21 protein-coding genes are annotated in these 18,669 nt (G+C 73.5%); 9 read left to right on the forward strand and 12 right to left on the reverse strand.

Going from position 1 to position 18,669, the window contains the following annotated elements; genetic code table 11:
• Positions 1-151 precede the first annotated feature (151 nt).
• Both ACVJ1F_RS08865 and ACVJ1F_RS08870 read right to left on the reverse strand, forming a co-directional pair.
• A complete protein-coding gene (locus ACVJ1F_RS08865; RefSeq protein ID WP_456885662.1) occupies positions 152-2,032 on the reverse strand; it encodes a DEAD/DEAH box helicase in 1,881 nt (626 codons plus the stop codon).
• Positions 2,033-2,476: 444 nt separating this feature from the next.
• Complete coding sequence (locus ACVJ1F_RS08870) at positions 2,477-2,860, reverse strand: hypothetical protein (protein WP_456885663.1); 384 nt, start codon at positions 2,858-2,860, stop codon at positions 2,477-2,479.
• Between the two features lie 146 nt (positions 2,861-3,006).
• Between ACVJ1F_RS08870 and ACVJ1F_RS08875 the strand changes: the two genes are divergently transcribed.
• On the forward strand, positions 3,007-3,339 hold the full coding sequence (locus ACVJ1F_RS08875; protein WP_456885664.1) for a hypothetical protein: 333 nt from the start codon (positions 3,007-3,009) through the stop codon (positions 3,337-3,339).
• 85 nt (positions 3,340-3,424) lie between these two features.
• Here the strand turns inward: ACVJ1F_RS08875 and ACVJ1F_RS08880 are convergent, their stop codons facing one another.
• Positions 3,425-4,024 (reverse strand): DUF1684 domain-containing protein, encoded by a 600-nt coding sequence (locus tag ACVJ1F_RS08880; protein ID WP_456885905.1) that lies wholly within the window; start codon positions 4,022-4,024, stop codon positions 3,425-3,427.
• 251 nt (positions 4,025-4,275) lie between these two features.
• On the opposite strand from ACVJ1F_RS08880, the gene ACVJ1F_RS08885 reads away from it, so the two are divergent.
• Positions 4,276-4,779: a nucleoside deaminase gene (locus ACVJ1F_RS08885; protein WP_456885665.1), complete on the forward strand. Its 504-nt coding sequence runs from the start codon at positions 4,276-4,278 to the stop codon at positions 4,777-4,779.
• Between the two features lie 137 nt (positions 4,780-4,916).
• Here the strand turns inward: ACVJ1F_RS08885 and ACVJ1F_RS08890 are convergent, their stop codons facing one another.
• Positions 4,917-5,405 (reverse strand): hypothetical protein, encoded by a 489-nt coding sequence (locus tag ACVJ1F_RS08890; protein WP_056043741.1) that lies wholly within the window; start codon positions 5,403-5,405, stop codon positions 4,917-4,919.
• A gap of 87 nt (positions 5,406-5,492) precedes the next feature.
• On the opposite strand from ACVJ1F_RS08890, the gene ACVJ1F_RS08895 reads away from it, so the two are divergent.
• Together ACVJ1F_RS08895 and ACVJ1F_RS08900 are read left to right on the forward strand one after the other, a co-directional pair.
• Positions 5,493-6,089: a hypothetical protein gene (locus ACVJ1F_RS08895; RefSeq protein WP_277960164.1), complete on the forward strand. Its 597-nt coding sequence runs from the start codon at positions 5,493-5,495 to the stop codon at positions 6,087-6,089.
• Positions 6,090-6,137: 48 nt separating this feature from the next.
• Complete coding sequence (locus ACVJ1F_RS08900) at positions 6,138-6,443, forward strand: DUF427 domain-containing protein (protein WP_056043735.1); 306 nt, start codon at positions 6,138-6,140, stop codon at positions 6,441-6,443.
• A gap of 272 nt (positions 6,444-6,715) precedes the next feature.
• Here ACVJ1F_RS08900 and ACVJ1F_RS08905 read toward each other — a convergent pair whose 3' ends face one another.
• The 8 genes from ACVJ1F_RS08905 to ACVJ1F_RS08940 form a co-directional block, all read right to left on the reverse strand.
• A complete protein-coding gene (locus ACVJ1F_RS08905) occupies positions 6,716-7,360 on the reverse strand; it encodes a CGNR zinc finger domain-containing protein (protein ID WP_123571330.1) in 645 nt (214 codons plus the stop codon).
• A gap of 73 nt (positions 7,361-7,433) precedes the next feature.
• Positions 7,434-7,889: a SprT-like domain-containing protein gene (locus ACVJ1F_RS08910; protein WP_456885667.1), complete on the reverse strand. Its 456-nt coding sequence runs from the start codon at positions 7,887-7,889 to the stop codon at positions 7,434-7,436.
• Between the two features lie 21 nt (positions 7,890-7,910).
• Complete coding sequence (locus ACVJ1F_RS08915; protein ID WP_456885668.1) at positions 7,911-9,167, reverse strand: hypothetical protein; 1,257 nt, start codon at positions 9,165-9,167, stop codon at positions 7,911-7,913.
• A 151-nt stretch (positions 9,168-9,318) separates the two neighbouring features.
• Entirely contained in the window at positions 9,319-10,527 is a 1,209-nt protein-coding gene (locus ACVJ1F_RS08920) for a PQQ-dependent sugar dehydrogenase (protein WP_456885670.1), read from the reverse strand.
• A 198-nt stretch (positions 10,528-10,725) separates the two neighbouring features.
• A complete protein-coding gene (locus ACVJ1F_RS08925; RefSeq protein ID WP_123571326.1) occupies positions 10,726-11,130 on the reverse strand; it encodes a flagellar assembly protein FliW in 405 nt (134 codons plus the stop codon).
• Entirely contained in the window at positions 11,127-12,011 is an 885-nt protein-coding gene (gene flgL, locus ACVJ1F_RS08930; protein ID WP_056043718.1) for a flagellar hook-associated protein FlgL, read from the reverse strand. The genes ACVJ1F_RS08925 and flgL overlap by 4 nt, the downstream gene beginning before the upstream one ends.
• A 3-nt stretch (positions 12,012-12,014) precedes the next feature.
• Positions 12,015-13,439, reverse strand: coding sequence for a flagellar hook-associated protein FlgK (gene flgK / locus ACVJ1F_RS08935; RefSeq protein WP_456885671.1), 1,425 nt, complete (start codon positions 13,437-13,439; stop codon positions 12,015-12,017).
• 1 nt (position 13,440) lies between these two features.
• Positions 13,441-13,944 carry a flagellar protein FlgN gene (locus tag ACVJ1F_RS08940; RefSeq protein WP_056043714.1) on the reverse strand — a complete coding sequence of 168 codons (504 nt, stop codon included), beginning with the start codon at positions 13,942-13,944 and terminating at the stop codon, positions 13,441-13,443.
• A gap of 468 nt (positions 13,945-14,412) precedes the next feature.
• Here ACVJ1F_RS08940 and ACVJ1F_RS08945 point away from each other — a divergent pair, with 468 nt between their 5' ends.
• From ACVJ1F_RS08945 to ACVJ1F_RS08965, 5 genes are all read left to right on the forward strand, one after another.
• On the forward strand, positions 14,413-15,234 hold the full coding sequence (locus tag ACVJ1F_RS08945; protein ID WP_456885673.1) for a sigma-70 family RNA polymerase sigma factor: 822 nt from the start codon (positions 14,413-14,415) through the stop codon (positions 15,232-15,234).
• A gap of 116 nt (positions 15,235-15,350) precedes the next feature.
• A complete protein-coding gene (locus tag ACVJ1F_RS08950) occupies positions 15,351-16,277 on the forward strand; it encodes a flagellin N-terminal helical domain-containing protein (protein ID WP_456885674.1) in 927 nt (308 codons plus the stop codon).
• A gap of 189 nt (positions 16,278-16,466) precedes the next feature.
• A complete protein-coding gene (gene fliD, locus ACVJ1F_RS08955; protein WP_456885675.1) occupies positions 16,467-17,855 on the forward strand; it encodes a flagellar filament capping protein FliD in 1,389 nt (462 codons plus the stop codon).
• On the forward strand, positions 17,855-18,331 hold the full coding sequence (gene fliS / locus ACVJ1F_RS08960) for a flagellar export chaperone FliS (protein WP_123571322.1): 477 nt from the start codon (positions 17,855-17,857) through the stop codon (positions 18,329-18,331). The genes fliD and fliS overlap by 1 nt, the downstream gene beginning before the upstream one ends.
• Positions 18,321-18,656, forward strand: a complete 336-nt coding sequence (locus ACVJ1F_RS08965) for a hypothetical protein (RefSeq protein ID WP_056043705.1) — start codon at positions 18,321-18,323, stop codon at positions 18,654-18,656. Before fliS ends, ACVJ1F_RS08965 begins: the two co-directional genes overlap by 11 nt.
• Positions 18,657-18,669: the final 13 nt, after the last annotated feature.

The raw sequence follows: 18,669 nt of genomic DNA on the forward strand, positions 1-18,669 counted from the left end.
CGCCTCCCCGTTCCCCCCAGCGGTCCCGCACCGCGCCGCCCCCCCCCCCCCCCGGGGGGCCCCCCCCCCCCCCCCCCCCCCCCCCCGCGCCCCCCCCCCCCCCCCCCCGCCCCCCCCCCCCCCCGGTTCGGGGGTGTGGCAGCGGGTCGGGTCAGCGACCGCCGCGCTGGCCACCGCCGGTGCGGGCCTTGCCGCCGACGAGGCCGCCGACCCTGAGAGAGCCGGGACGGCCGCCCTCGGACGAGGCGCGGCGTCCGCCGCTGCGCTGGCCGCCGTCACGCTGGCCGCCCTCGCGCGAGCCGCCGAGCGACGCGGCGAACTCGGCCTGGTCGTTGCGGACGGCGTTGGTGCGGCTCTGGCCACCGTCGCTCTGGGTGCCGCTGCTCTGGGCGCGGCGACCGGTCTGGCGGGTGCCCCGGGTCTCGTCGCGAGCACCGTCGCGCGTGCCACGGGCGTCGTCGCGGACGGGCGTGGACGAACCGCGGCCCGACTCGGTCGAGTAGAAGGTCGAGGCGCCACCGCGGGGAGCGGCGTCGCGGCGGGCGCCGTCGCGGCCACCCTGGCGGCCGCCGTCACGCGAGCCACCCGAACGACCGGCACCGGCACCGGCGCGACCGGCGTCGGAACCGCGACCCGCGCCTCCTTGGCTGGGGCGACCCGAACGGTCTTGGCGGGCGATGGGGTTGCCCTGCGAGTCCTGACGGGCGGCGCGCTTGCGCTGGGCGTTCGCGCCCTGCGAGCGTCCGCCGCCACCCTGCTGCTGCTGGACGGCAGCCTTGGGCGAGGGCTTGACGTAGGCGGCGACCTGGCCGACGAGGGCGTCGACCTCGGGCGAGTTCGGCGTCACGGCCGTGATGGTCGGGCGGATGTCCGCCTTCTTCATCAGCTGGGCGACGTCGCGCTTCTGGCTGGGGATGACGAGGGTGACGACGTCGCCCTCGGCTCCGGCGCGGGCGGTGCGGCCCGAGCGGTGCAGGTACGCCTTGTGCTCGGTCGGCGGGTCGACGTGGATGACCAGCTCGATGTCGTCGACGTGCACGCCACGGGCGGCGACGTCGGTGGCGACGAGCACGCGGGCCGAACCGTCCTGGAAGGCGGCGAGGTTGCGGTCGCGCTGCGGCTGCGACAGGTTGCCGTGCAGGTCGACCGAGGGGATGCCCGACTCGGTGAGCTTCTTGGCGAGCTTCTTCGCGTGGTGCTTGGTGCGCATGAAGAGGATGCGACGGCCCTGGCCGCTCGCGAGCTTCTGGATGAGCGCGTTCTTGCTGTCGACGTCGGGCGTCTCGAAGACGTGGTGGGTCATCTTGGCGACGGGCGAGTTGGCCTCGTCGACCGAGTGCAGCACCTCGTTGTGGAGGAACTGCTTGACCAGCTTGTCCACGCCGTTGTCGAGGGTGGCGCTGAAGAGGAGGCGCTGGCCGTCGTTCGGGGTGGCCTTGAGGATGCGCGTGACGCCGGGCAGGAAGCCCAGGTCGGCCATGTGGTCGGCCTCGTCGAGCACGGTGATCTCGATGGCGTCGAGCTTGACGAAGCCCTGCTTCATGAGGTCTTCGAGGCGGCCGGGGCAGGCGATGATGATGTCGACGCCGGCCTTGAGGGCCTGCACCTGACGGTTCTGCGAGACGCCGCCGAAGATCGTGGTGGTGCGCATGCCGTAGGCCTCGGCGAGCGGGGCGAGGACGGCGTCGATCTGCGTGGCGAGCTCGCGGGTGGGGGCGAGGACGAGGCCGAGGGGGCGACCGGCACGGCGGTTGCCGCCGGCCAGCTTGCCGCCGAGGCGTGCGGCCATGGGGATCGAGAAGGCGAGGGTCTTGCCCGATCCGGTCTTGCCGCGGCCGAGGACGTCGCGGCCGCCGAGCGTGTCGGGCAGGGTGTCGACCTGGATCGGGAACGCGGTGGTCTTGCCTTCCGCGGCGAGGGACTTCACGATCGGGGCGGGCACGCCCAGCGAGCTGAAGGTGACGGCGTCGGCCGTCTCGTCGACGCTCGTGGCGCCGGTGGTGTTCTCGGTGTCGAGGGTGTTCGTTGACATGTGGTGCACCTTTCGGGGCATCGGTGTCGAGCCGGGCCGAGGCTGCCTGGCCGCCTGCTGGTGAGGGGGCACGTCGGGGACGTGCTCGCACGAGGGCGGGGCAGTGCCGGGAGGACGGCTGTCGTAGCCGGGCTCGAGGTGTGGCGACGGTGCAGGTGTGCACGATCGTTTCGCCGCAGAGTGAGCTTCGCGCGCCTGCTGGTCTGCCTGGGTGTGTGCCAGGACGGAGAGGCGGTGAGGGGCGTGCTACGACGCAGGGAGCCGATCGGGCCGGCTCGCAAGTGACCCCAGCCTAGCGGCTGGCGCCGGAAAACGCGACGGGTGTGGTGTGCACGGCCGTGCGGGGCGCCGCGTGGCGGCGCCGGGGACGAGCCGAGGAGGCGCGGGTCGTCCCCTCAGGACGCCTCGCCCCCACCGCGCCTCCTGACCTCCGACGACCGTCCGCTACGAGAACAGGCGCCGGATGGCCTTGCCCAGCGCCGTGCGTCGGCGGTGCCAGCCGTGGGCTTCGAGGGTGCGCTTGACCGGGCCGACGACCTTCGCCGAGTTGAACGTGTACGAGCCGCTGACCGAGCCGCGCTGCCGCTCGACGCCGATCTCGGACCTCTTGTACTCGGAGGTCTCCGGGATCAGGGTGATGCGCAGCCGGTACGACTGCTCCCGGCTGCCGAACGGCCCCGACGCCTTGTCGTAGACCCAGGTGAAGACGATGCGTCCGCCCTCGATGCTCGTGGTGAAGGGATGCTCGGGTCGCGAGCCGAGGTCGAGCAGCGCCTGCGTCACGACCTCTGGGCTCGACGGGGCGGTGGGCGGCGTCGTCGGGGTCATGATCCGACGCTAGTCGACGTGCCCGCGAGGATCGACCTGTCGTTCTACCGGCCGGACGACATGGTTGGCTACACGTCGGGGGCGCGAGGGCCGCGGCTCCGGGCGCACGCACCGCGGTCTCCTCCTCGTCCGGAAGGTCTGCAGCCATGCGCACATCGACAGTCGTCTCGAGCCTGATCACCGCCTCCGTCCTGGCGACGGCCCTGGTCGGATGCACCGCTTCGGCCTCGATCGACCGGACCGTGTCGTCCAGCGCCTTCGCCACCACGGTCGCCGACGCCCTCGAGAAGGAGGTCGGCATGCGCCCCGACGTCGACTGCGGCGACGACGCGGTCTCCGTCGTCGACCAGGCGGAGGTGCACTGCGACGTCAGCACCTCGGGCTCCGACGTCGTCTACGACTCGGTCTCGGTGATCAGCACGGACGGCGGTGACGACTACGGCGTCGCGGTGGAGGTCGACTCCGAGCCGAAGGGCTAGGCGCGCATCCCCCCGCGGGGTTCGAGCGGTGCGCGCGTCCGCTCGCGGGGCTGGAGCAGTGCGCGCGTCCGCCTGCGGGCCCCGATCAGTGCGCGCGCCCGTACCGTTCGCCGACGGGGATCTCGACCGCGACCGTGTTGCCGGGCTGGGCGAGCGGGCAGGCCCAGGCGGGGTCGTAGGCGCAGCTGGGGTTGTACGCGAAGTTGAAGTCGAGCACGATCGTGCCGGGTTCGCCGCCGGCGCCGAGGTCGGCGCCCTTGACCGAGTCGATCAGGTAGCGCCCTCCGCCGTAGGTGCCGCCGGGCTTGCCCGCCAGCGCGTCCTTGACGGGGATGAACAGGCCGCCGGCGTACTGCGCCAGCTTCCACACGTCGAGGCTGCCGACGCCGGGCACGTCGGCCACGCCGACGAGGTCGAAGAGCACGTCGCCGTCGGTGCCGGTCTCGAGCACCATGCGTCGCGTTTCGGCCGGCTCGACCGACACCTCGAAGCGCCAGGCCGGGTCGTACGGCTTCGTCGGCAGGCCGGTGAAGTCGGGGCGGTCCTCGGGCAGCAGCGGGGTCGAGGGGTGCGTCGAGAACAGCTCGTCGCGGGTGCGTCGCCACAGGTCGTGCGCCGCCGCCAGGTCGGTCGCCTCGCGCACGTCGCGGTAGAGCCCGTGGATCGTCCGCCGCCACGAGGCGATGTCGAGCGCTCCCTGGGCGGGCGTCGGGGCGGAGCGGTCGGCGGCGTCGGCCGTGGCCTCGGCAGAGGCGTCGACGCCGGTGTCGGCGGAGGTCTCACCGGTGGACGAGGAGGCGCGGGTCGGGTCGGTCACCTCTGCCACCGTACGCAGGCGGTCGCCCCGCCGCCCGTGGCTCCCTCACAGGCAGGTCGCCCGTCCACAGCTCACCGTCCCGGCCGCGGCGGACGGTGCTCCCTGGCTACGCTCGCCCCATGACGACCGACACCACGACTCCCGACCCCACCGTCACCCCGGCCGACCTGGCGCGGTTGCACCGCGCCATCGAGGTCGCGCAGCAGGCTCGCGACCACGGCAACCATCCCTTCGGTTCCCTGGTGCTCACGGCCGACGGAGACGTGGTCGAGGCCGAGAACACGGTCGTCACCGAGGGCGACCCGACGGGCCACGCCGAGACGAACCTCGTCCGGCTCGTCGCGCAGCGCTTCGACAAGCCGACGCTCAAGGCCGCGACCCTCTACGCGAGCACCGAACCGTGCGCGATGTGTGCCGGAGCGATCCACTGGGCCGGCATCGGCCGGGTCGTCTACGCGCTCGCCGAACAGCAGCTGCTCGGCATGGTCACCGAGCAGGAGGGCGAATCGACGCTCGACCTGCCCTGCCGCGAGGTCTTCGCGCGTGGGGGAGGCGCGGTGTCGGTGTCGGGGCCGGCCCTCCTCGACGAGGCCTCGGCCGTGCACGCCGGCTTCTGGGGCTGACGCGGAGCGGTCGACCTGCCACGGCCGACCCGCGACGGCCAGCCCGGCACGGCCGACCCACGACGGCCAGCCCGGCACGGTCGACCTGCGACGGCCGACCCGCCACGGCTGAGTACCGCTGCGGACCGCGGCCCGGGTCAGACGTGCTTCGGGTGGGTCGACGCCCCGCGCCAGGTCGGGGCGAGGGCCTTCATCCGCAGGGCGCGCCACTGCCAGGTCGCCCAGAGCCCGGGCCAGAGCACGAGGCCCAGCGCCCCGGCGTGGAACTCGAGCCGGTCGCGCAACAGCGTGTGGCCCGGACCGTCCGGCACGACGGCCATCCGGTGGTTGATGCGCATGCGGGCGAACTGGCCGCTCGTGCCCCGTCCGGTGTCTCGCTGGATCCATGCACCGTCGCGCTCGTGCCAGTCGAGGTCGACGTGCGTGCTGCCGAGCGGCAGGACGCCGAGGATGCTCGCCGACACCGGGTGCGCCTCCTCGGTCCAGCGGTCGGGGAAGCCCGACGGCGACTCGGACCGGTAGACCACCAGCGGCTTCGTCACGGCGACCATGACCCGAGGGTCGCGCAGGGCGTCGGTCGCGACATCGACGGGGCAGGCGAGGCGGAGCTTGAGCTGCACGTGCATGCTCCGATCCAACTCCCGCCGCCTGATCGCACGTCACGTCGCGTCACGCACGGACGAGGTCCGAGCGCGGTTGCCTACGCTGGTCGGATGAGTCCGCACGGCCAGCAGAAGTACCAGGTGAGGTTCGACCACGGCGTGGCCGGAGCCGCCCGCATCGCCCCGGGCGCGCACGTCGTCGTCGTGGTCGACGTGCTCGACGGGCACGGCACGCTGACGCGGGACGAGACAGTGCGCGTCGTCGCCGGTCTGCCCGAGGTCGCGAGCGGGGCCGACGTCCTGGTCGTCACCGGCGCCGGGGCGGCGCCCGAGGTGGCCCGGCACGTGGTCGAGCGCCAGGCCCGACGGGGCGACCGTGCCCTCGTGGCGATCGTCGCCGCGGGGGCGGTCGACGCGGACGGGTTCCGGCCCGCCGTCGAGGACCAGCTCGCCGCCGGGGCGGTGGTCGACGCGCTCGCCGCGGTCGGTATCGACTTCTCGTCACCCGAGGCCGCCGTCGCCTGCGCCGCCTCCGGGGCGCTGGCCCGGGCCTCGTCGCACCTGCTGACGGCCTCGGCCTCGGCGGCCGAGCTGGTCGCCACCGACCGGGGCGACGTGGTCGACGCGGCCCGCGCCTCCTCGTCCTCCGCCGCCCTCGCCGTCGTGGCCCCGTCGGGCTCCCGAGGGGAATTCACCCCCTCGGCGTAGCGTTGCGGCCACAGCGACCCGAACGTCGCCCCGACCGCAGGAGGAACCATGAAGGCAGTGCTCACCGACGGAACCGTCGTCGCCGAGGCCCCGAGGGACGAGCTGATCTCGATCGAGGGCAACTGGTACTTCCCGCCCGCGAGCGTCAACTCCGACCTGCTGACCGAGAGCCCCACCCAGTACCACTGCCCGTGGAAGGGCGACACGCAGTACTTCAGCGTCACGTCGGGCGACGACCTGCTGCAGGACCGTGCCTGGAGCTACCCGACCCCGATCCCGACCTCGTTCGACCGCGTCGGCAAGGACTACTCGGGCTACGTCGCCTTCTGGAAGGACGTCTCGGTAGTCGACTGACCGGCCGTCGCCCGTCGCCCGTCGACCCCGCACCTGTTACGCCGCCACGAAGTAAACAGCCCGCCACGCGATTACTTGGCGGGTTGTTTACTTCGTGGCGGGGAGAGCGTGGCGGGGAGAGCGTGCGGGGTGCCGGGTGGCACGCCGGGCTGGGTGCCTGCGCGGAGGCTGAGCGGGTCAGCGGGCTCGGGCGGTGGCCGAGCGGGCCGGACAGGGTGGCCGAGCGGAGCGGCCGAACACCGTGCGCGACTCCGACCTCGGCCGTGGGAGGCTCAGGCGCGAGCGGCGCGGGCCCGGTGCGCCCGCACCTTGGCCCGGTTGCCGCACCGCTGCATCGAGCACCAGCGGCGGCTGCCCGCGCGCGACTCGTCGAAGAAGACGAGTCCGCACGCCTCGTTCGTGCACCGACGGAGGCGCGAGTCCGGTCCGCCGACGAAGCCGACGGCCGTGAAGAGGGTCACCGCGTCGCGCGCGACCGACGCCATCGCCTGCCCGAGCCGCAGGCGCCCGGCCCCGGCCTGGCGTCGGCCGCCCTCGAGCGACGGCGGGACGTCGGGCAGGGCCGCGAACAGGTTGAGGGTGTCGACGTCGTCGGGGTCGGTCGAGGTGCCGTCGGCCGCGGCGACCGCGAGCCGGGCGACCGCGTCGCGCAGGCCCCGGGCGTCGGCGAGCTCTCGGTCGCCCGCCGAGCCCGCGATGCCGTCGAAGCGTTCGCCGATCCAGTCGTCGAGGTCGGCGGGCAGCAGGAGGCCGTCCCAGGGGGTCGACCCGTCGGCGGGCAGGTCGAGGCCCGACTCCGGGCCGAACCGCGACCCGGCACGGAACCCGCCGAGGTACGCGAAGTCGAGGCTGAGCGCGCCCGAGTCGAAGAACCACCGGGTGTCGGTGTCGGATCTGAGCCACTGTCCGGTCTGCACCTGACCACCCTAACCGGTTACGCGCCGCCTGACGGCCTTCGTCCGGCGCGGACCGGGCCCGGGAGGCGCGGCGTCAGACCGCGCGCTTCGTCCAGGTGATGAGGTGGGCCGGGTCGTACCGCCGCGAGCACTTCCCGCAGGCGAGGGGTCGCGCCGGTTGGCGGTAGCGGTAGTGCTCGTGCCCCGCCGGACAGGCCCCGACCCACGGGGCGAGCTCGCTGGCGATGGCTCCGTCGTGCAGGCGCGAGCCGACGTAGCCCAGGTCGGTGGCGACGGCCTTCCACCGGGGACCGTGGCCGGCGCGGGAGCCGGCGAGGGCGTGGGCGACCTCGTGGAGCAGCACCTGGTGGATCTCGTCGTCGTCGTAGCGGCCGGCGAGGTGCCGCGAGACCGTGATGCGCTTGGTCGTGTAGTTGCACAGGCCCGCGCGCGTCTTGGCGTTGTCGAAGCCGAAGGTCCACACGGCGGGGTCGAGGTGCAGGTCGATGAGCGCGGCGGCCCAGCGCCGCACCCGGTCGAGGTCGGCCACGTCGAGGTCAGGAGGCGCGGGTCAGCGCCGCGGGAATGGCCAGGTGGTGGGCTCGTCGTCGCGCGGGAGGCCGTCGACCACGCCGGTCACGCCGGTGCCGCCCGTGCGGGGGCGGTCCCCGGTGCGGCCCTCGTCGGCACCGCGACGCTCGGCGTCGCCCCGCCGCTCGGCGTCGAACTCGTCGGAGTCGCGGTCGCGGTGACCCGCGGCACGCTCGGCGAGGTGGCTGATCTTGCCCCAGAGCCCACCGTCGCGTGGTGCGGCCGGAGCCGTCGCGGCGACCTTCTCGGCGCGGGCGGCGGCGGCCTCGGCCACCGGCGATGCGGCGGCCTCGTCGGGCATGGACTCGGGGTCGAAGCTGATCGCGGCGGTGCGCGCGGCGTCCATGGGCTGGCGGGCGGGGATGACGTCGGCCCCTGCGTCCTCGCCGGAGGCCGCGGACGCGGTGCCCGCGGGCACCTCCGGAGCAGAAGCCGGGGCGGGAGCCGGCGCGGACGCGGGCGCACCACCGTAGAGCGCGGCGATGCCGTCGAAGCGCGGCACCTGGGTCCGGCCCTGGGGTCGGGCCGGGGCCGGGGCAGGGGCCGACGTCGGCGACGCGGTCAGGGGCTGGAGCGGCACCGGGTTCGTGTCACCCACGGCCGGGGCCTCGAGTCGTGGCTGCGGGCCGGTGTCGCTGAGGTAGGCGCGCATGACGCCCTCGATCGCGACACGGAGGCCGTTCGTCCGGTCGCGCGGGGCACCGGACGCCTCGTACGCCTCGAGCGCCTTGGCCAGGGTCTCGCGCGCCTCTTCGTTGCGGCCCAGGTCGTAGAGCGTGTAGCCCTCGAGCTCGGCGGCGGCGGCCTCGAGCTCGCGCCATTCTTCGGTGGCGGCCGTGATGCGGCTGGTGTGCAGGTCGTTCAGTGCACGGTCGAGCTTGCCCTGCTCGCGGAAGATGTGGGCCCGTCGGATGCGGGCCGCCGTCGAGTCGGCCCGGTCGCCGGTGAAGTGCGCCAGGCGGAACGCCTCTTCGGCGATGGCCAGGGCCTCGTCGAGGCGGCCGAGCAGGCGCAGCAGATCGGCGCGCTCGCCGAGGGCGGCGGTGCTGCGGCTCTGGCCCAGGGCGGCGAGGCGGGCCTCGGCGACGGGCACGTCGACGGCCGTGCGCAGGCTGACGGGGTCGAAGCCGCCGGCACCACCGGTCCCGCGCACGACGGGCGCGGCGAAGCCCGGCGGCACGGTCTGGGGGCGGGCGCTGCCGGGTGCTGTCGTGTCGGGTCGGTCGTGCTGGCTCATCGAGTACGAGGGTAACCGCCCGGCCCCCGAACAGGCCGCGCGGCGCGCAGCGTGTGAGCGAGTGTCGGGGCCGGTGTGCGGAACCCGACCCGCGCCTCCTCGGGTCGAGTGCGGAACCCGGCCCGCGCCTCCTCCGGTGGCGCCCGCCGGGTCAGGGGGCCGGGGTGAGGGGGACGCTGACGATGCGGTCGTCGCCGGCGCTCGGCGTGCCGCGCCCGTCCGTGTTGTTCGTCACGAGCCAGAGGGTGCCGTCGGGACCGGGCAGGACGTCGCGGATGCGGCCGAGCGACCGGTCGCCGGCGAAGAGTTCGGTCGGCACGGCCTCGGAGCCGGGCGCCACCTGGATCTCGAACAGCTTCTCGCCGCCGAGCCCGGCCAGGTAGAGCGTCGTGCCGACCGCCGTGAGGCCGCTCGGGCTGGCGTCGTCGGTCGACCACTGCAGCACCGGGTCCGCGAAGCCCGCGACGTCGCCGCGGCCCTCGACGTCCGGCCAGCCGTAGTTCGCCCCGGGCTCGAGGGCGTTGAGCTCGTCGTAGGTGTTCTGCCCGAACTCGGCCGCCCAGGCGGCGCCGGTGGCGTCCCAGGCGATGCCCTGCGGGTTGCGGTGGCCGAGCGAGTAGACGAGCGACCCGGGTTCGGGGTTGTCGTCGGGCACGCCGCCGATCGCGGTCGCGCGCAGCACCTTTCCGCCGAGCGAGCCGGGGTCCTGGGCGTTCGGCCGCTGGTTCGCGTCGCCGGTCGTCACGTACAGGGCCCCGTCCGGGCCGAACGCGATGCGGCCGCCGTCGTGGTTGCTCGCCCTGGGGATGCCCGTGATCACCGTCTCCTGCTCGCCCAGGCCGTACGAGCCGACCTCGCCGGTAATCGGCGCGCGCACCACGCGGTTGTCGTCGGCGGTCGTGGCGTAGGCGTAGAGGTACGACGGCGAACCCGCGAGCACGGCCAGGCCGAGCAGCCCGCCCTCGCCCCGGTGCACGACCCCGCCGATCGTGCCGGCCTCGCGCGTGCTGCCGTCGGCGAGCAGTTCGAGCACGGTGCCGGTGTCGCGCAGGCTGACGAACGACGACCCGGTGTCGAGTCGCACGACCGACCAGGGGGCGGTCAGGTCCGTGGCGACGTCGGTCGTCACGGCGTCGGCCGCGACGGTGACGGCGGTCGCGTCGGTGGTCGGCGCGACCGGACCGGGTCCGGCCGCGGCCGTCGGGTCGGTCGGGGTCTCGGACGCCGGACGCGTGGCGGCCGGACCGCCCGAACCCGGGGCGTCGTCCCCGGTGGAGCAGCCGACGAGCAGGACGGCGGTGACCGCCGCCATCGTGCCGACGGCGAACCGGTGCCGTGTGGTGCGGGGTGTCGTGATCATGATCGCGCCTCCTGCGTCCCAGGCAAGCCGATGGGCGCGACGGCCGCATCGGTCGTCACCACACCGTGACCGCCTTCGCAGCCCGTGCCCAGCCGAGGGGCGAACCCGTGCCCAGCCGAGGGGCGAACCCGTGCCCAGCCGAGGGGCGAACCCGTACCCAGCCGACGGGCGACCCGGTGCCCGACCGCCGGCGGGTGGCTACGCGCGGGGGCTCAGCTCGGCGCGCAGCGGCCAGTCCTGGCCCTCGAGGATCAACTGGGCGCCCGCTCCGGTGCGCACGTTGACCACGATCGGCGCGAGCAGGTTGACCGTCATGCCGGTCGACGCGGGTGTCGCGACGACGAGCAGCAGGGCGTCGGCGGCGTCCTGCAGGTCGAGGGTGGCGGACTGGTCGTCCGACACGACGGGCGAGTAGTCGGGCAGGTGCACCGACGCGTCGAGCACGAACAGTCGCACCTCGGACCCGCTCGCCCGCAGGGCGAAGAGCCCGTGGGCGCCGTCGATGCGCTCGAGCGAGAAGTCGGTGAGCGGCTCGAGACCGAACGGAGGCGCGACGAACGTCACGACGGAGCCCGCGACCTCGCGGGCGGCGTTCGCGCTCATCGGAGGAAGTCCATCAGCGTGGGCTGCAGCACCTTGGCGGTGACCGCGAGGGCCGCCTGGTACGAGGTGTTCTGCATCTGCAGGTCGAGCACGGCCTCGCCGAGATCGAGGTCCATGATGCCGGCGCGCTGCGCCTCCAGCGTGGTCTTGGTGTCCAAGAGGGTGTCCTCGGCTCTCAGGATCTGGGACTGTCGTGCCCCGATGTCGGACTGTACGCCGCGCACGGCCGTCAACCGGGCGTCGACCTCGGTGAGCCGCGTGCCGACGTTGACGCCGGCCCGCAGGTCGGTGGCGATGCGGTCGAGCATGCTGAAGACCGAGTCGGCGCCGGTGCCGAAGGCGGCGGCTCCGTCGGCGTCGACGCGCACGTCGGTCTCGACGCCGATCTGGCGGGTGACCGACGAGCCCGGGGTGCCGGTGTAGCTGAAGTCGGGGCGGAAGGCGACGCCCGCGTCCGACGTGCCGGCGAAGACGCTGCGGCCGTTGTACGAGGTGTTCGCCACGGCGAGCAGGTCGGCCTTGAGACCGTCGATCTCGGTCGCGATGGCGTCGAGGGCGGGTTGCGACAACGCGCCGGTGTTGGCGCCCTGCACCGTGAGGTCGCGCACCTTCTTGAGCACGTCGTCGGTGGACGACAGCGCCGAGTCGGCCAGCGAGAGCCACCCGTTGCCGTCGCCGACGTTGCGGGAGAACTGCACGTTGGCCGCCTGCTCGGCCTTGACCCGCAGGGCGTCCGCCGTGCCGGCCGGATCGTCCGACGGCTTCGAGATGCGGTCGAGGCTCGCGGCCCGCTGCTGGGCCTGGTCGACCCGGTACGAGCTGGTCTGCAGGTTGCGCTGCGCGGTGAGCATCGCCATCTGGTTCGTGGTGCGGGTGATCATCGGTTACCTCCCGACCCGTCCCATGCCGTTGATCAACGTGTCGAGCATCTCGTCGATCGCGGTCATGACGCGGGCCGCGCCCTGGTAGGCGTGCTGATAGGTGAGCAGGTTGACGTTCTCCTCGTCGAGGCTGACCCCGGCGGTCGAGAGCTGGCGCCCCTTGGCGGACGTCGCCGCGAGGTCGGTGAGGGTCGAGCGGTCGGCCTCGGTGCGGGCCGTGGCCCCGATCGTGCTGACGATCGAGCCCCAGGCGCGGTCGGGCGATCCGGTCGAGAGTCCGATCCGGCCGACGGCGCGGGCGATCGACCCGTCGAGGGCGCCTCCCGTGCCGTTGCCCGACGCGATGGTCGAGGCGCCGGTCGGCAGCACGGTGAGGCCGCGCGCCGCGGGCACGCCGGCGGTGAGGGCGAAGAAGTCGTGGCCCGTGGTGCCGTCGGCGGTCGTGCCGGTCGCGTGCACGGTGTTCACCTGGCTGGCGAGCTGGGTCGCGAGGGCGTCGTAGCTCGCGGCGGCCTCGGCCAGCACCCCGCCGGTGCCGCCGGGCGCGGCCGGGGCGAGCACCGACAGCGAACCGGCGATGCTGCCGCCGTCGAGCGAGATCGGGTCGCCGGAGCGGTGGGTCCACTCGAGCGAGACCCCCGAGGAGGCGGTGGCCAGCGTGTAGTCGCCGGTCACCTTCACCTGGCGGGCCGAGTCGCCCGACACCAGGGCGTTGCCGCCGACCAGGACGTCGACCGTGCCGTCCGCGTTGTCGCGCACCGTGCCTCCGGCGAGCGTCGCGATCTTCTCCGTCAGTGCCGAGCGGGCGTCCACCAGTTCGTTGGTGCTGACGCCCTGCTGGGTCGCGGTGCGGATGCGCACGTTGAGGTCGGCCACCTGGGTCGCGGCCGAGTTGAGCTGCGAGGCGAGGCCGTCGAGCTGCTGACGCTGCGAGGTCCACTGGTCGTCGACGGTCTTGTAGCCGGTCGAGAGGGTCTGGGCGATCGTGTTCGCCTGGCCGAGCAGGACGGCCGCGGGGGCCGCGGCCGAGGGGTCGTTCGACACGTCCTGCCAGGCGGACCAGAACTTCGTCAGCTGCGCGGCGATGCCGGTCGTGCTGGGCTCGTTCAGGGACGACTCCAGGGCGGCCGTGACCGACGCCCGCACGCCCTGGTAGCCGGCTGCCCCGGCGGCGCCGCGGACCTGGGCGTCGGCGAACCGGTCGCCGATGCGGGCGATGCCGTCGACCGACACGCCCTGTCCGGGCTGGACGCCGTTCGAGAACACGCCCACGCGGGCGGCCGCCTCGATCGAGGACTGCGTGACCCGTTGCCGCGTGTAGCCCTCGGTGTTGACGTTGGCGATGTTCTGGCCGACCACGTCGAGCCCGGTACGGGCCGCGGTCAGCCCGCGGTAGGCGGTGGCCAGGCTGCCGAAGGTGCTCACCACGTCAGAGCCGCCCGTCGAAGAGGTGACCGCCGGAGGCGCTGGCCGAGCTCGCGTGACCGGTCTGGCCCGTCGCGTCGTACGTCGCGGTCGCGGGGCCCGTGGACGCGGTGGCCAGGGTCTCCTGCGTGGCGCGGGCGGCGGCCCGCAGGAAGCGTTCGTTCTCGTCGCGCAGCTGGGCGATGCGCCCGGTCAGCTCGGTCATGGCGCGGAGGTGGGCGGTGAAGATCTCGCCCCACGGGCCGGACGGTGCCGCGGAGATGATCTCGCGCAGGGGGGCCTCCTCGTCGGTGCCCCACTCGCGGGCGACGGCCGACACCTCGACGCTCCGCTCGAGCCCCGCGGAACGGAGGCGACCGAGCACCTGCTCGACCTCGCGCGTGGCGTGGTCGACCCAGCGGCTGCGGCCCGCGGTGAGCAGCAGTTGCTCCTCCTCGAGCTTGAAGGTCAGCAGCTCGAGCAGCTCGCGCTCTCGCCAGAGCAGCGCGGAGAGTTCGTTCGCGCCCATGGGGGCCTCCTCGGTCGGTCGCATCGGGGTGTCGGGTTCGTCGTCCGTCGGCGAGGAGTGCCCGGCGTCCTCTGCACCGGTGACTATCGGCGGAGGCGCGGGGCCCGTTAGTCATCGGCCCGAACCCTGCGCCTAGCCTTAAAGCACCGCCCGGAGGAAGGGGCGTTCCGACCCAGTACGGGGGTGGGGGCACGGGGTGTGTCCCCCGAAGAGATGACGGTCGTTCCCCCGCACTGGGGGCAGTCCCGGCCTGCCGCCGCCCCCCTCCGGCTCGGTAGCGTTGCAGAGCAGCGACGGGCCCCCGACGGGTCGGTCGCCACGCATCATCTGCGGTCCGGACGACGTCTCGTCCGGTGCACCGCGCCTCCTCGGCGAACCCTGTCGACGTGCCCTGATCAGAGGGCCGTTCGTCGCGCCCGGAGTCACGATCACCGGACCACGAGGTCCCCTATCGCACTGGGAGTCGCGATGAACCGCACCGAACGGAACGCCATGGTGGTGGAGAACCTGCCACTGGTCGGCTACCTCGTCTCGGAGGTGTGCGCCCGCGCCACCCACCTGTCGCGTGACGACCTCGCCTCGGTCGGGGCCGTCGCCCTCGTCCAGGCCGCCGACGCCTTCGACCCCACGCTCGGCATCCCGTTCGGCGCCTACGCCCGCACCCGCATCGTCGGCGCGTTCGCCGACGACATGCGCTCGGGGGACTGGGCCAGCCGCGGCACCCGCAAGCGCATCAAGGAGACCCTGGCCGTCCAGGAGGCGCTCACCGCGACCCTGGGACGCGCCCCGAGCGTCGACGAGATCGCCGGAGCCCTCGGCGTCGACCGCCAGACGGCGGCCGGTGCCCTGACCGACGCGGCCCGCACGGTCTCGGCCCTCGACGACACCGTCGCCGACCACCTCGCGGCCGACCTGCCGCTGCCCGAGGAGAACCTGCTCGTCTCGGAGCGCAGCCGCTACGTCGCCGCCGCGGTCGAGGCCCTGCCCGAGCGCATGCGCCTGATCGTCGAGGGCGTCTACTTCGGCGACCGCACGGTCACCGAGATCGCCGACGAGCTCGGCATCACCCACAGCGCCGTCTCGCAGCAGCGCACCGAGGCGGTCCGCCTGCTGCGCGACGCCCTCGAGTCGCACTACGCCGACGACCCCGACGCCGAGTTCACGCCGGTCTCGAAGACCGCGCCGGCCCGCCGCAGCGCGTACCTGTCGCGCGTCGCGACGAACGCCGCCGTCGGCATCGCCCGCGCCATGCGCGAGCCCGACGCCGTCGGCATCAGCACGGCGGTCTGAGATCGCCCGAAAAAACTTCTGCGGCTGACTTACAGCCGCGGTCGACCGGCCGACAGTAGCCGGTGTCAGCCCACGGATGGGCCGACGAACACCACCCAGTCACGGAGGAGAACACCATGGGTATGCAGATCAACACCAACCTCGCGGCCAACAACACGTACCGCAACCTGAACGCCACGCAGAACGACCTGTCGAAGAGCCTCGAGAAGCTCTCGTCCGGCCTCCGCATCAACCGTGCCGCTGACGACGCGGCCGGCCTCTCGATCTCCGAGGGCCTGCGCTCGCAGGTCGGCGGTCTGACGGTGGCCGCACGCAACGCCCAGGACGGCATCTCGGTCGTCCAGACCGCGGAAGGCGGCCTGACCGAGGTCCACTCGATCCTCCAGCGTGTCCGCGACCTCGCCGTCCAGGCGGGCAACGACTCGAACAACGCCGACGCCCGCAAGGCGATCACCACCGAGGTCACGGCCCTGTCGGACGAGCTCACCCGCATCTCGGGCTCGACCAACTTCAACGGCATCGAGCTGCTGAGCAAGGACAAGAGCCTGACCTTCCAGGTCGGCGCGGGCAGCACGGCCGCCAACGACCAGATCGACGTCAAGCTGATCGACGTCAGCGCGGTCGCCAAGGCCATCGGTGGCACCGTCGGAGCCGGCACGCCGGCCGTCCCCGGCACGACCGACCCCGACACGGGCGACACCACGGGCGGCTCGCCGGCCGTTCCCGGAACCCGCACCGGTGCGCTGAAGTTCGACACGGCCGCTGACGCCCTCGAGTCGATCGCCGCGATCGACACGCAGATCGCCAAGGTCTCGTCGGCTCGTTCCGAGCTGGGTGCCGTGCAGAACCGCTTCGAGCACTCCATCGCGTCGACCAACGTCGCGAAGGAGAACCTCTCGGCGGCCCAGTCGCGCATCCGCGACGTCGACATGGCCGAAGAGATGGTCAAGTACACCCGCTCGAACGTGCTCAGCCAGGCCGGCACCGCGATGCTGGCCCAGGCGAACCAGAGCACCCAGGGCGTGCTGTCGCTCCTCCGCTAGTCGTAGCCGAGGAGGGTCCCGTGCTCCCAGCTCGGGCCTGACCCACCACCTCACCGCGGTTCGAGACCGGGTGGCCTCGACGGTGCAGCTGATCCTGCTCCGTCGGGCCACCCGGTCTCAGCACTCCCCCCCCACTTCGATCTGCCCCACGGTCCGGCCCCGGACACCCCACCTCGACAGGAGCACCAGATGGCCTCGCTCGGCATCGACGGACTCGTCAGCGGGCTCGACACGACGACGCTGATCAACACGTTGATGCAGTCCGAGGCCGTGCCCCAGACCATCCTGAAGAACAAGGCCACGGCCGGGCAGACGCTCGTCACGGCCCTGCAGGGGCTCAACACGAAGATCGCCGACCTGGCGACCCTCGCGACCTCGACCGCCAAGGCCGGCTCGCTCTCCCTCTTCACCCCGACCAGCAGCTCGACGGCGGTGACGGCCACCACCGCCCCCGGTGCCGTCTCCGGCTCGGTCGACCTCGTGGTCGGGGCCACCGCGTCGTCCAAGACCGCGGTGACCGCGGCGATGACGGCGTGGCCCGATTCGCCCGCGACGCTGACCTTCGTCTCGGCCGCGGGCACGACGACCGAGGTGACCGCCGCCTCCTCGTCGCTCGACGACGTCGTGACGGCGATCAACGCCTCCGCCGCCGGCGTCTCGGCCGTCAAGGTCGCCTCGGGCAAGGACGCCTCGGGTGCCGTCCAGTACCGTCTCCAGCTGTCGAGCCAGAAGAGCGGAGCCGAGGGTGGCTTCGACGTCTACCGCGGCGCCGCCGCCGACGTGGCCGCCGGCACCGCCCCCGACCTCATCGCCCAGCCCGGCGCCGCCGTGATCTCGCAGGCGCGCGACGCCTCGATCACCCTCTGGGCGGGCACGGCGGCCGAACAGGTCGTCACGAGCAGCAGCAACACGTTCACCGACGTGATCCCGGGTGTCTCGGTCACGGTCTCGGCCGTGACAACCGAGCCCGCGCACCTCTCGATCACGCGCAACGCGACCGCGGCCACGAAGGTCGCCACCGACCTCATCGCGGGCGTCAACGGCGCGCTCGGCCTGATCAGCAGCAAGAGCGCCGCGACGACGACGACCAGCTCGACGGGGACCACGACCGTCACGGCGGGCGTCTTCGGCGGCGACTCGACCACCCGTGGCATCACGCAGCGCCTGACCGACGCGGTGCTCAGCCCCGTCGGCGGACAGTCGCCGAGTGCGATCGGCATCTCGATCGACGCCAAGACCGGTCAGTTCGCCGTCGACGCCACGAAGTTCGCCGCCGCCCTCGCGGCCGACCCGGCCAAGGTGCAGGCGACGATGAGCGCCATCGCGGCCCGGGTCGCCTCGACGGCCACGGCCGTCTCGGACAAGTTCGACGGTTCGCTGACGAAGACCATCACGGGGCAGCAGTCGGTCGTGAAGGACCTCAACAACCGCGTCAGCGACTGGGACGACCGCCTCTCCGCACGACGCGCGAGCCTACAGAAGACCTACTCGGCCCTCGAGGCCTCGCTCAGCGCCCTGACCGCGCAGCAGAAGTACATCTCGAGCCAGCTCGCCACGCTCTCGACGAGCAGCAGCTGATGGACGCCACCTCGTTCGCCGCCTTCGCCGCGGCCTCGGCCGGCCCCTCGGCCGTCGTGCAGAAGCAGCGCGCCCAGTACACGAGCGACGCCGTGCTGTCGGCGACGCCCGTCCAGCTCGTCACGATGCTCTACGACCGCCTCATGCTCGACCTGTCGCGTGCCGAGGCCGCGCAGGTCGCCGCGAACTGGGCCGCCGCCTCCGAGCAGTTGCTGCACGCCCAGGCGATCATCGCCGAGCTGTCGTCGTCGCTCAAGATCGACGTCTGGGACGGCGGCGAGGGCCTGCTCGCCCTGTACACCTACACGTCGACCGCCCTGGTCAACGCCAACGTGCACCGTGACGTCGCGCAGACCCGCGAGGTCGCCGGGCTGCTCGAGCCCCTGCGCCAGGCGTGGCACGAGGCCGCGGCCTCGTTGCAGGCCGGCGCCGCCTCGTCGGTCCCCGGCCTGGCCGGAGGCGTCGGTGTCGCCTAGGACGGAACGGACGCACGCCGCCTGGCGCGCGGCCCTCGACGAGCTGGAGGCGCTGGTCACCGAGGCGGACGCCTCGCTCCCCACGGGTGACGGTGACCCCACCGCGCTGCCCACGCCGGCCCGTCGGTGGACGCCGCCCACCGGGCTGGGTCCGCTGCCGCAGGAGTTGGCGACCCGCGCCTCCTCGTTGGCCGAGCGCCAGCGGGACGTCCTCGGCCGTCTCGAGGCCGCACGGGTCGCCGTGCTGCAGCACCTCGGAGCCGTCCGCACCGTCGAGGCGTCGCACGAGCCCTCGCGCCCGGTCTACCTGGACGCCACCGGCTGACCCCGCTCGGCTG

This window comes from Frigoribacterium sp. 2355 (genome assembly GCF_054060695.1).

What these genes read in the sequence shown, in the direction of transcription:
- ACVJ1F_RS08895 (WP_277960164.1), top strand. Translation starts at nt 5,493, where the DNA reads ATGAGTCCGCACGGCCAGCAGAAGTACCAGGTGAGGTTCGACCACGGC.
- ACVJ1F_RS08875 (WP_456885664.1), top strand. Translation starts at nt 3,007, where the DNA reads ATGCGCACATCGACAGTCGTCTCGAGCCTGATCACCGCCTCCGTCCTG.
- ACVJ1F_RS08865 (WP_456885662.1), bottom strand. Translation starts at nt 2,032, where the DNA reads ATGTCAACGAACACCCTCGACACCGAGAACACCACCGGCGCCACGAGC.
- ACVJ1F_RS08885 (WP_456885665.1), top strand. Translation starts at nt 4,276, where the DNA reads ATGACGACCGACACCACGACTCCCGACCCCACCGTCACCCCGGCCGAC.
- ACVJ1F_RS08945 (WP_456885673.1), top strand. Translation starts at nt 14,413, where the DNA reads ATGAACCGCACCGAACGGAACGCCATGGTGGTGGAGAACCTGCCACTG.
- ACVJ1F_RS08900 (WP_056043735.1), top strand. Translation starts at nt 6,138, where the DNA reads ATGAAGGCAGTGCTCACCGACGGAACCGTCGTCGCCGAGGCCCCGAGG.
- ACVJ1F_RS08920 (WP_456885670.1), bottom strand. Translation starts at nt 10,527, where the DNA reads ATGATCACGACACCCCGCACCACACGGCACCGGTTCGCCGTCGGCACG.
- ACVJ1F_RS08890 (WP_056043741.1), bottom strand. Translation starts at nt 5,405, where the DNA reads ATGCACGTGCAGCTCAAGCTCCGCCTCGCCTGCCCCGTCGATGTCGCG.
- ACVJ1F_RS08940 (WP_056043714.1), bottom strand. Translation starts at nt 13,944, where the DNA reads ATGGGCGCGAACGAACTCTCCGCGCTGCTCTGGCGAGAGCGCGAGCTG.
- ACVJ1F_RS08870 (WP_456885663.1), bottom strand. Translation starts at nt 2,860, where the DNA reads ATGACCCCGACGACGCCGCCCACCGCCCCGTCGAGCCCAGAGGTCGTG.
- ACVJ1F_RS08915 (WP_456885668.1), bottom strand. Translation starts at nt 9,167, where the DNA reads ATGAGCCAGCACGACCGACCCGACACGACAGCACCCGGCAGCGCCCGC.
- ACVJ1F_RS08925 (WP_123571326.1), bottom strand. Translation starts at nt 11,130, where the DNA reads ATGAGCGCGAACGCCGCCCGCGAGGTCGCGGGCTCCGTCGTGACGTTC.
- fliD (WP_456885675.1), top strand. Translation starts at nt 16,467, where the DNA reads ATGGCCTCGCTCGGCATCGACGGACTCGTCAGCGGGCTCGACACGACG.
- flgL (WP_056043718.1), bottom strand. Translation starts at nt 12,011, where the DNA reads ATGATCACCCGCACCACGAACCAGATGGCGATGCTCACCGCGCAGCGC.
- ACVJ1F_RS08950 (WP_456885674.1), top strand. Translation starts at nt 15,351, where the DNA reads ATGGGTATGCAGATCAACACCAACCTCGCGGCCAACAACACGTACCGC.
- fliS (WP_123571322.1), top strand. Translation starts at nt 17,855, where the DNA reads ATGGACGCCACCTCGTTCGCCGCCTTCGCCGCGGCCTCGGCCGGCCCC.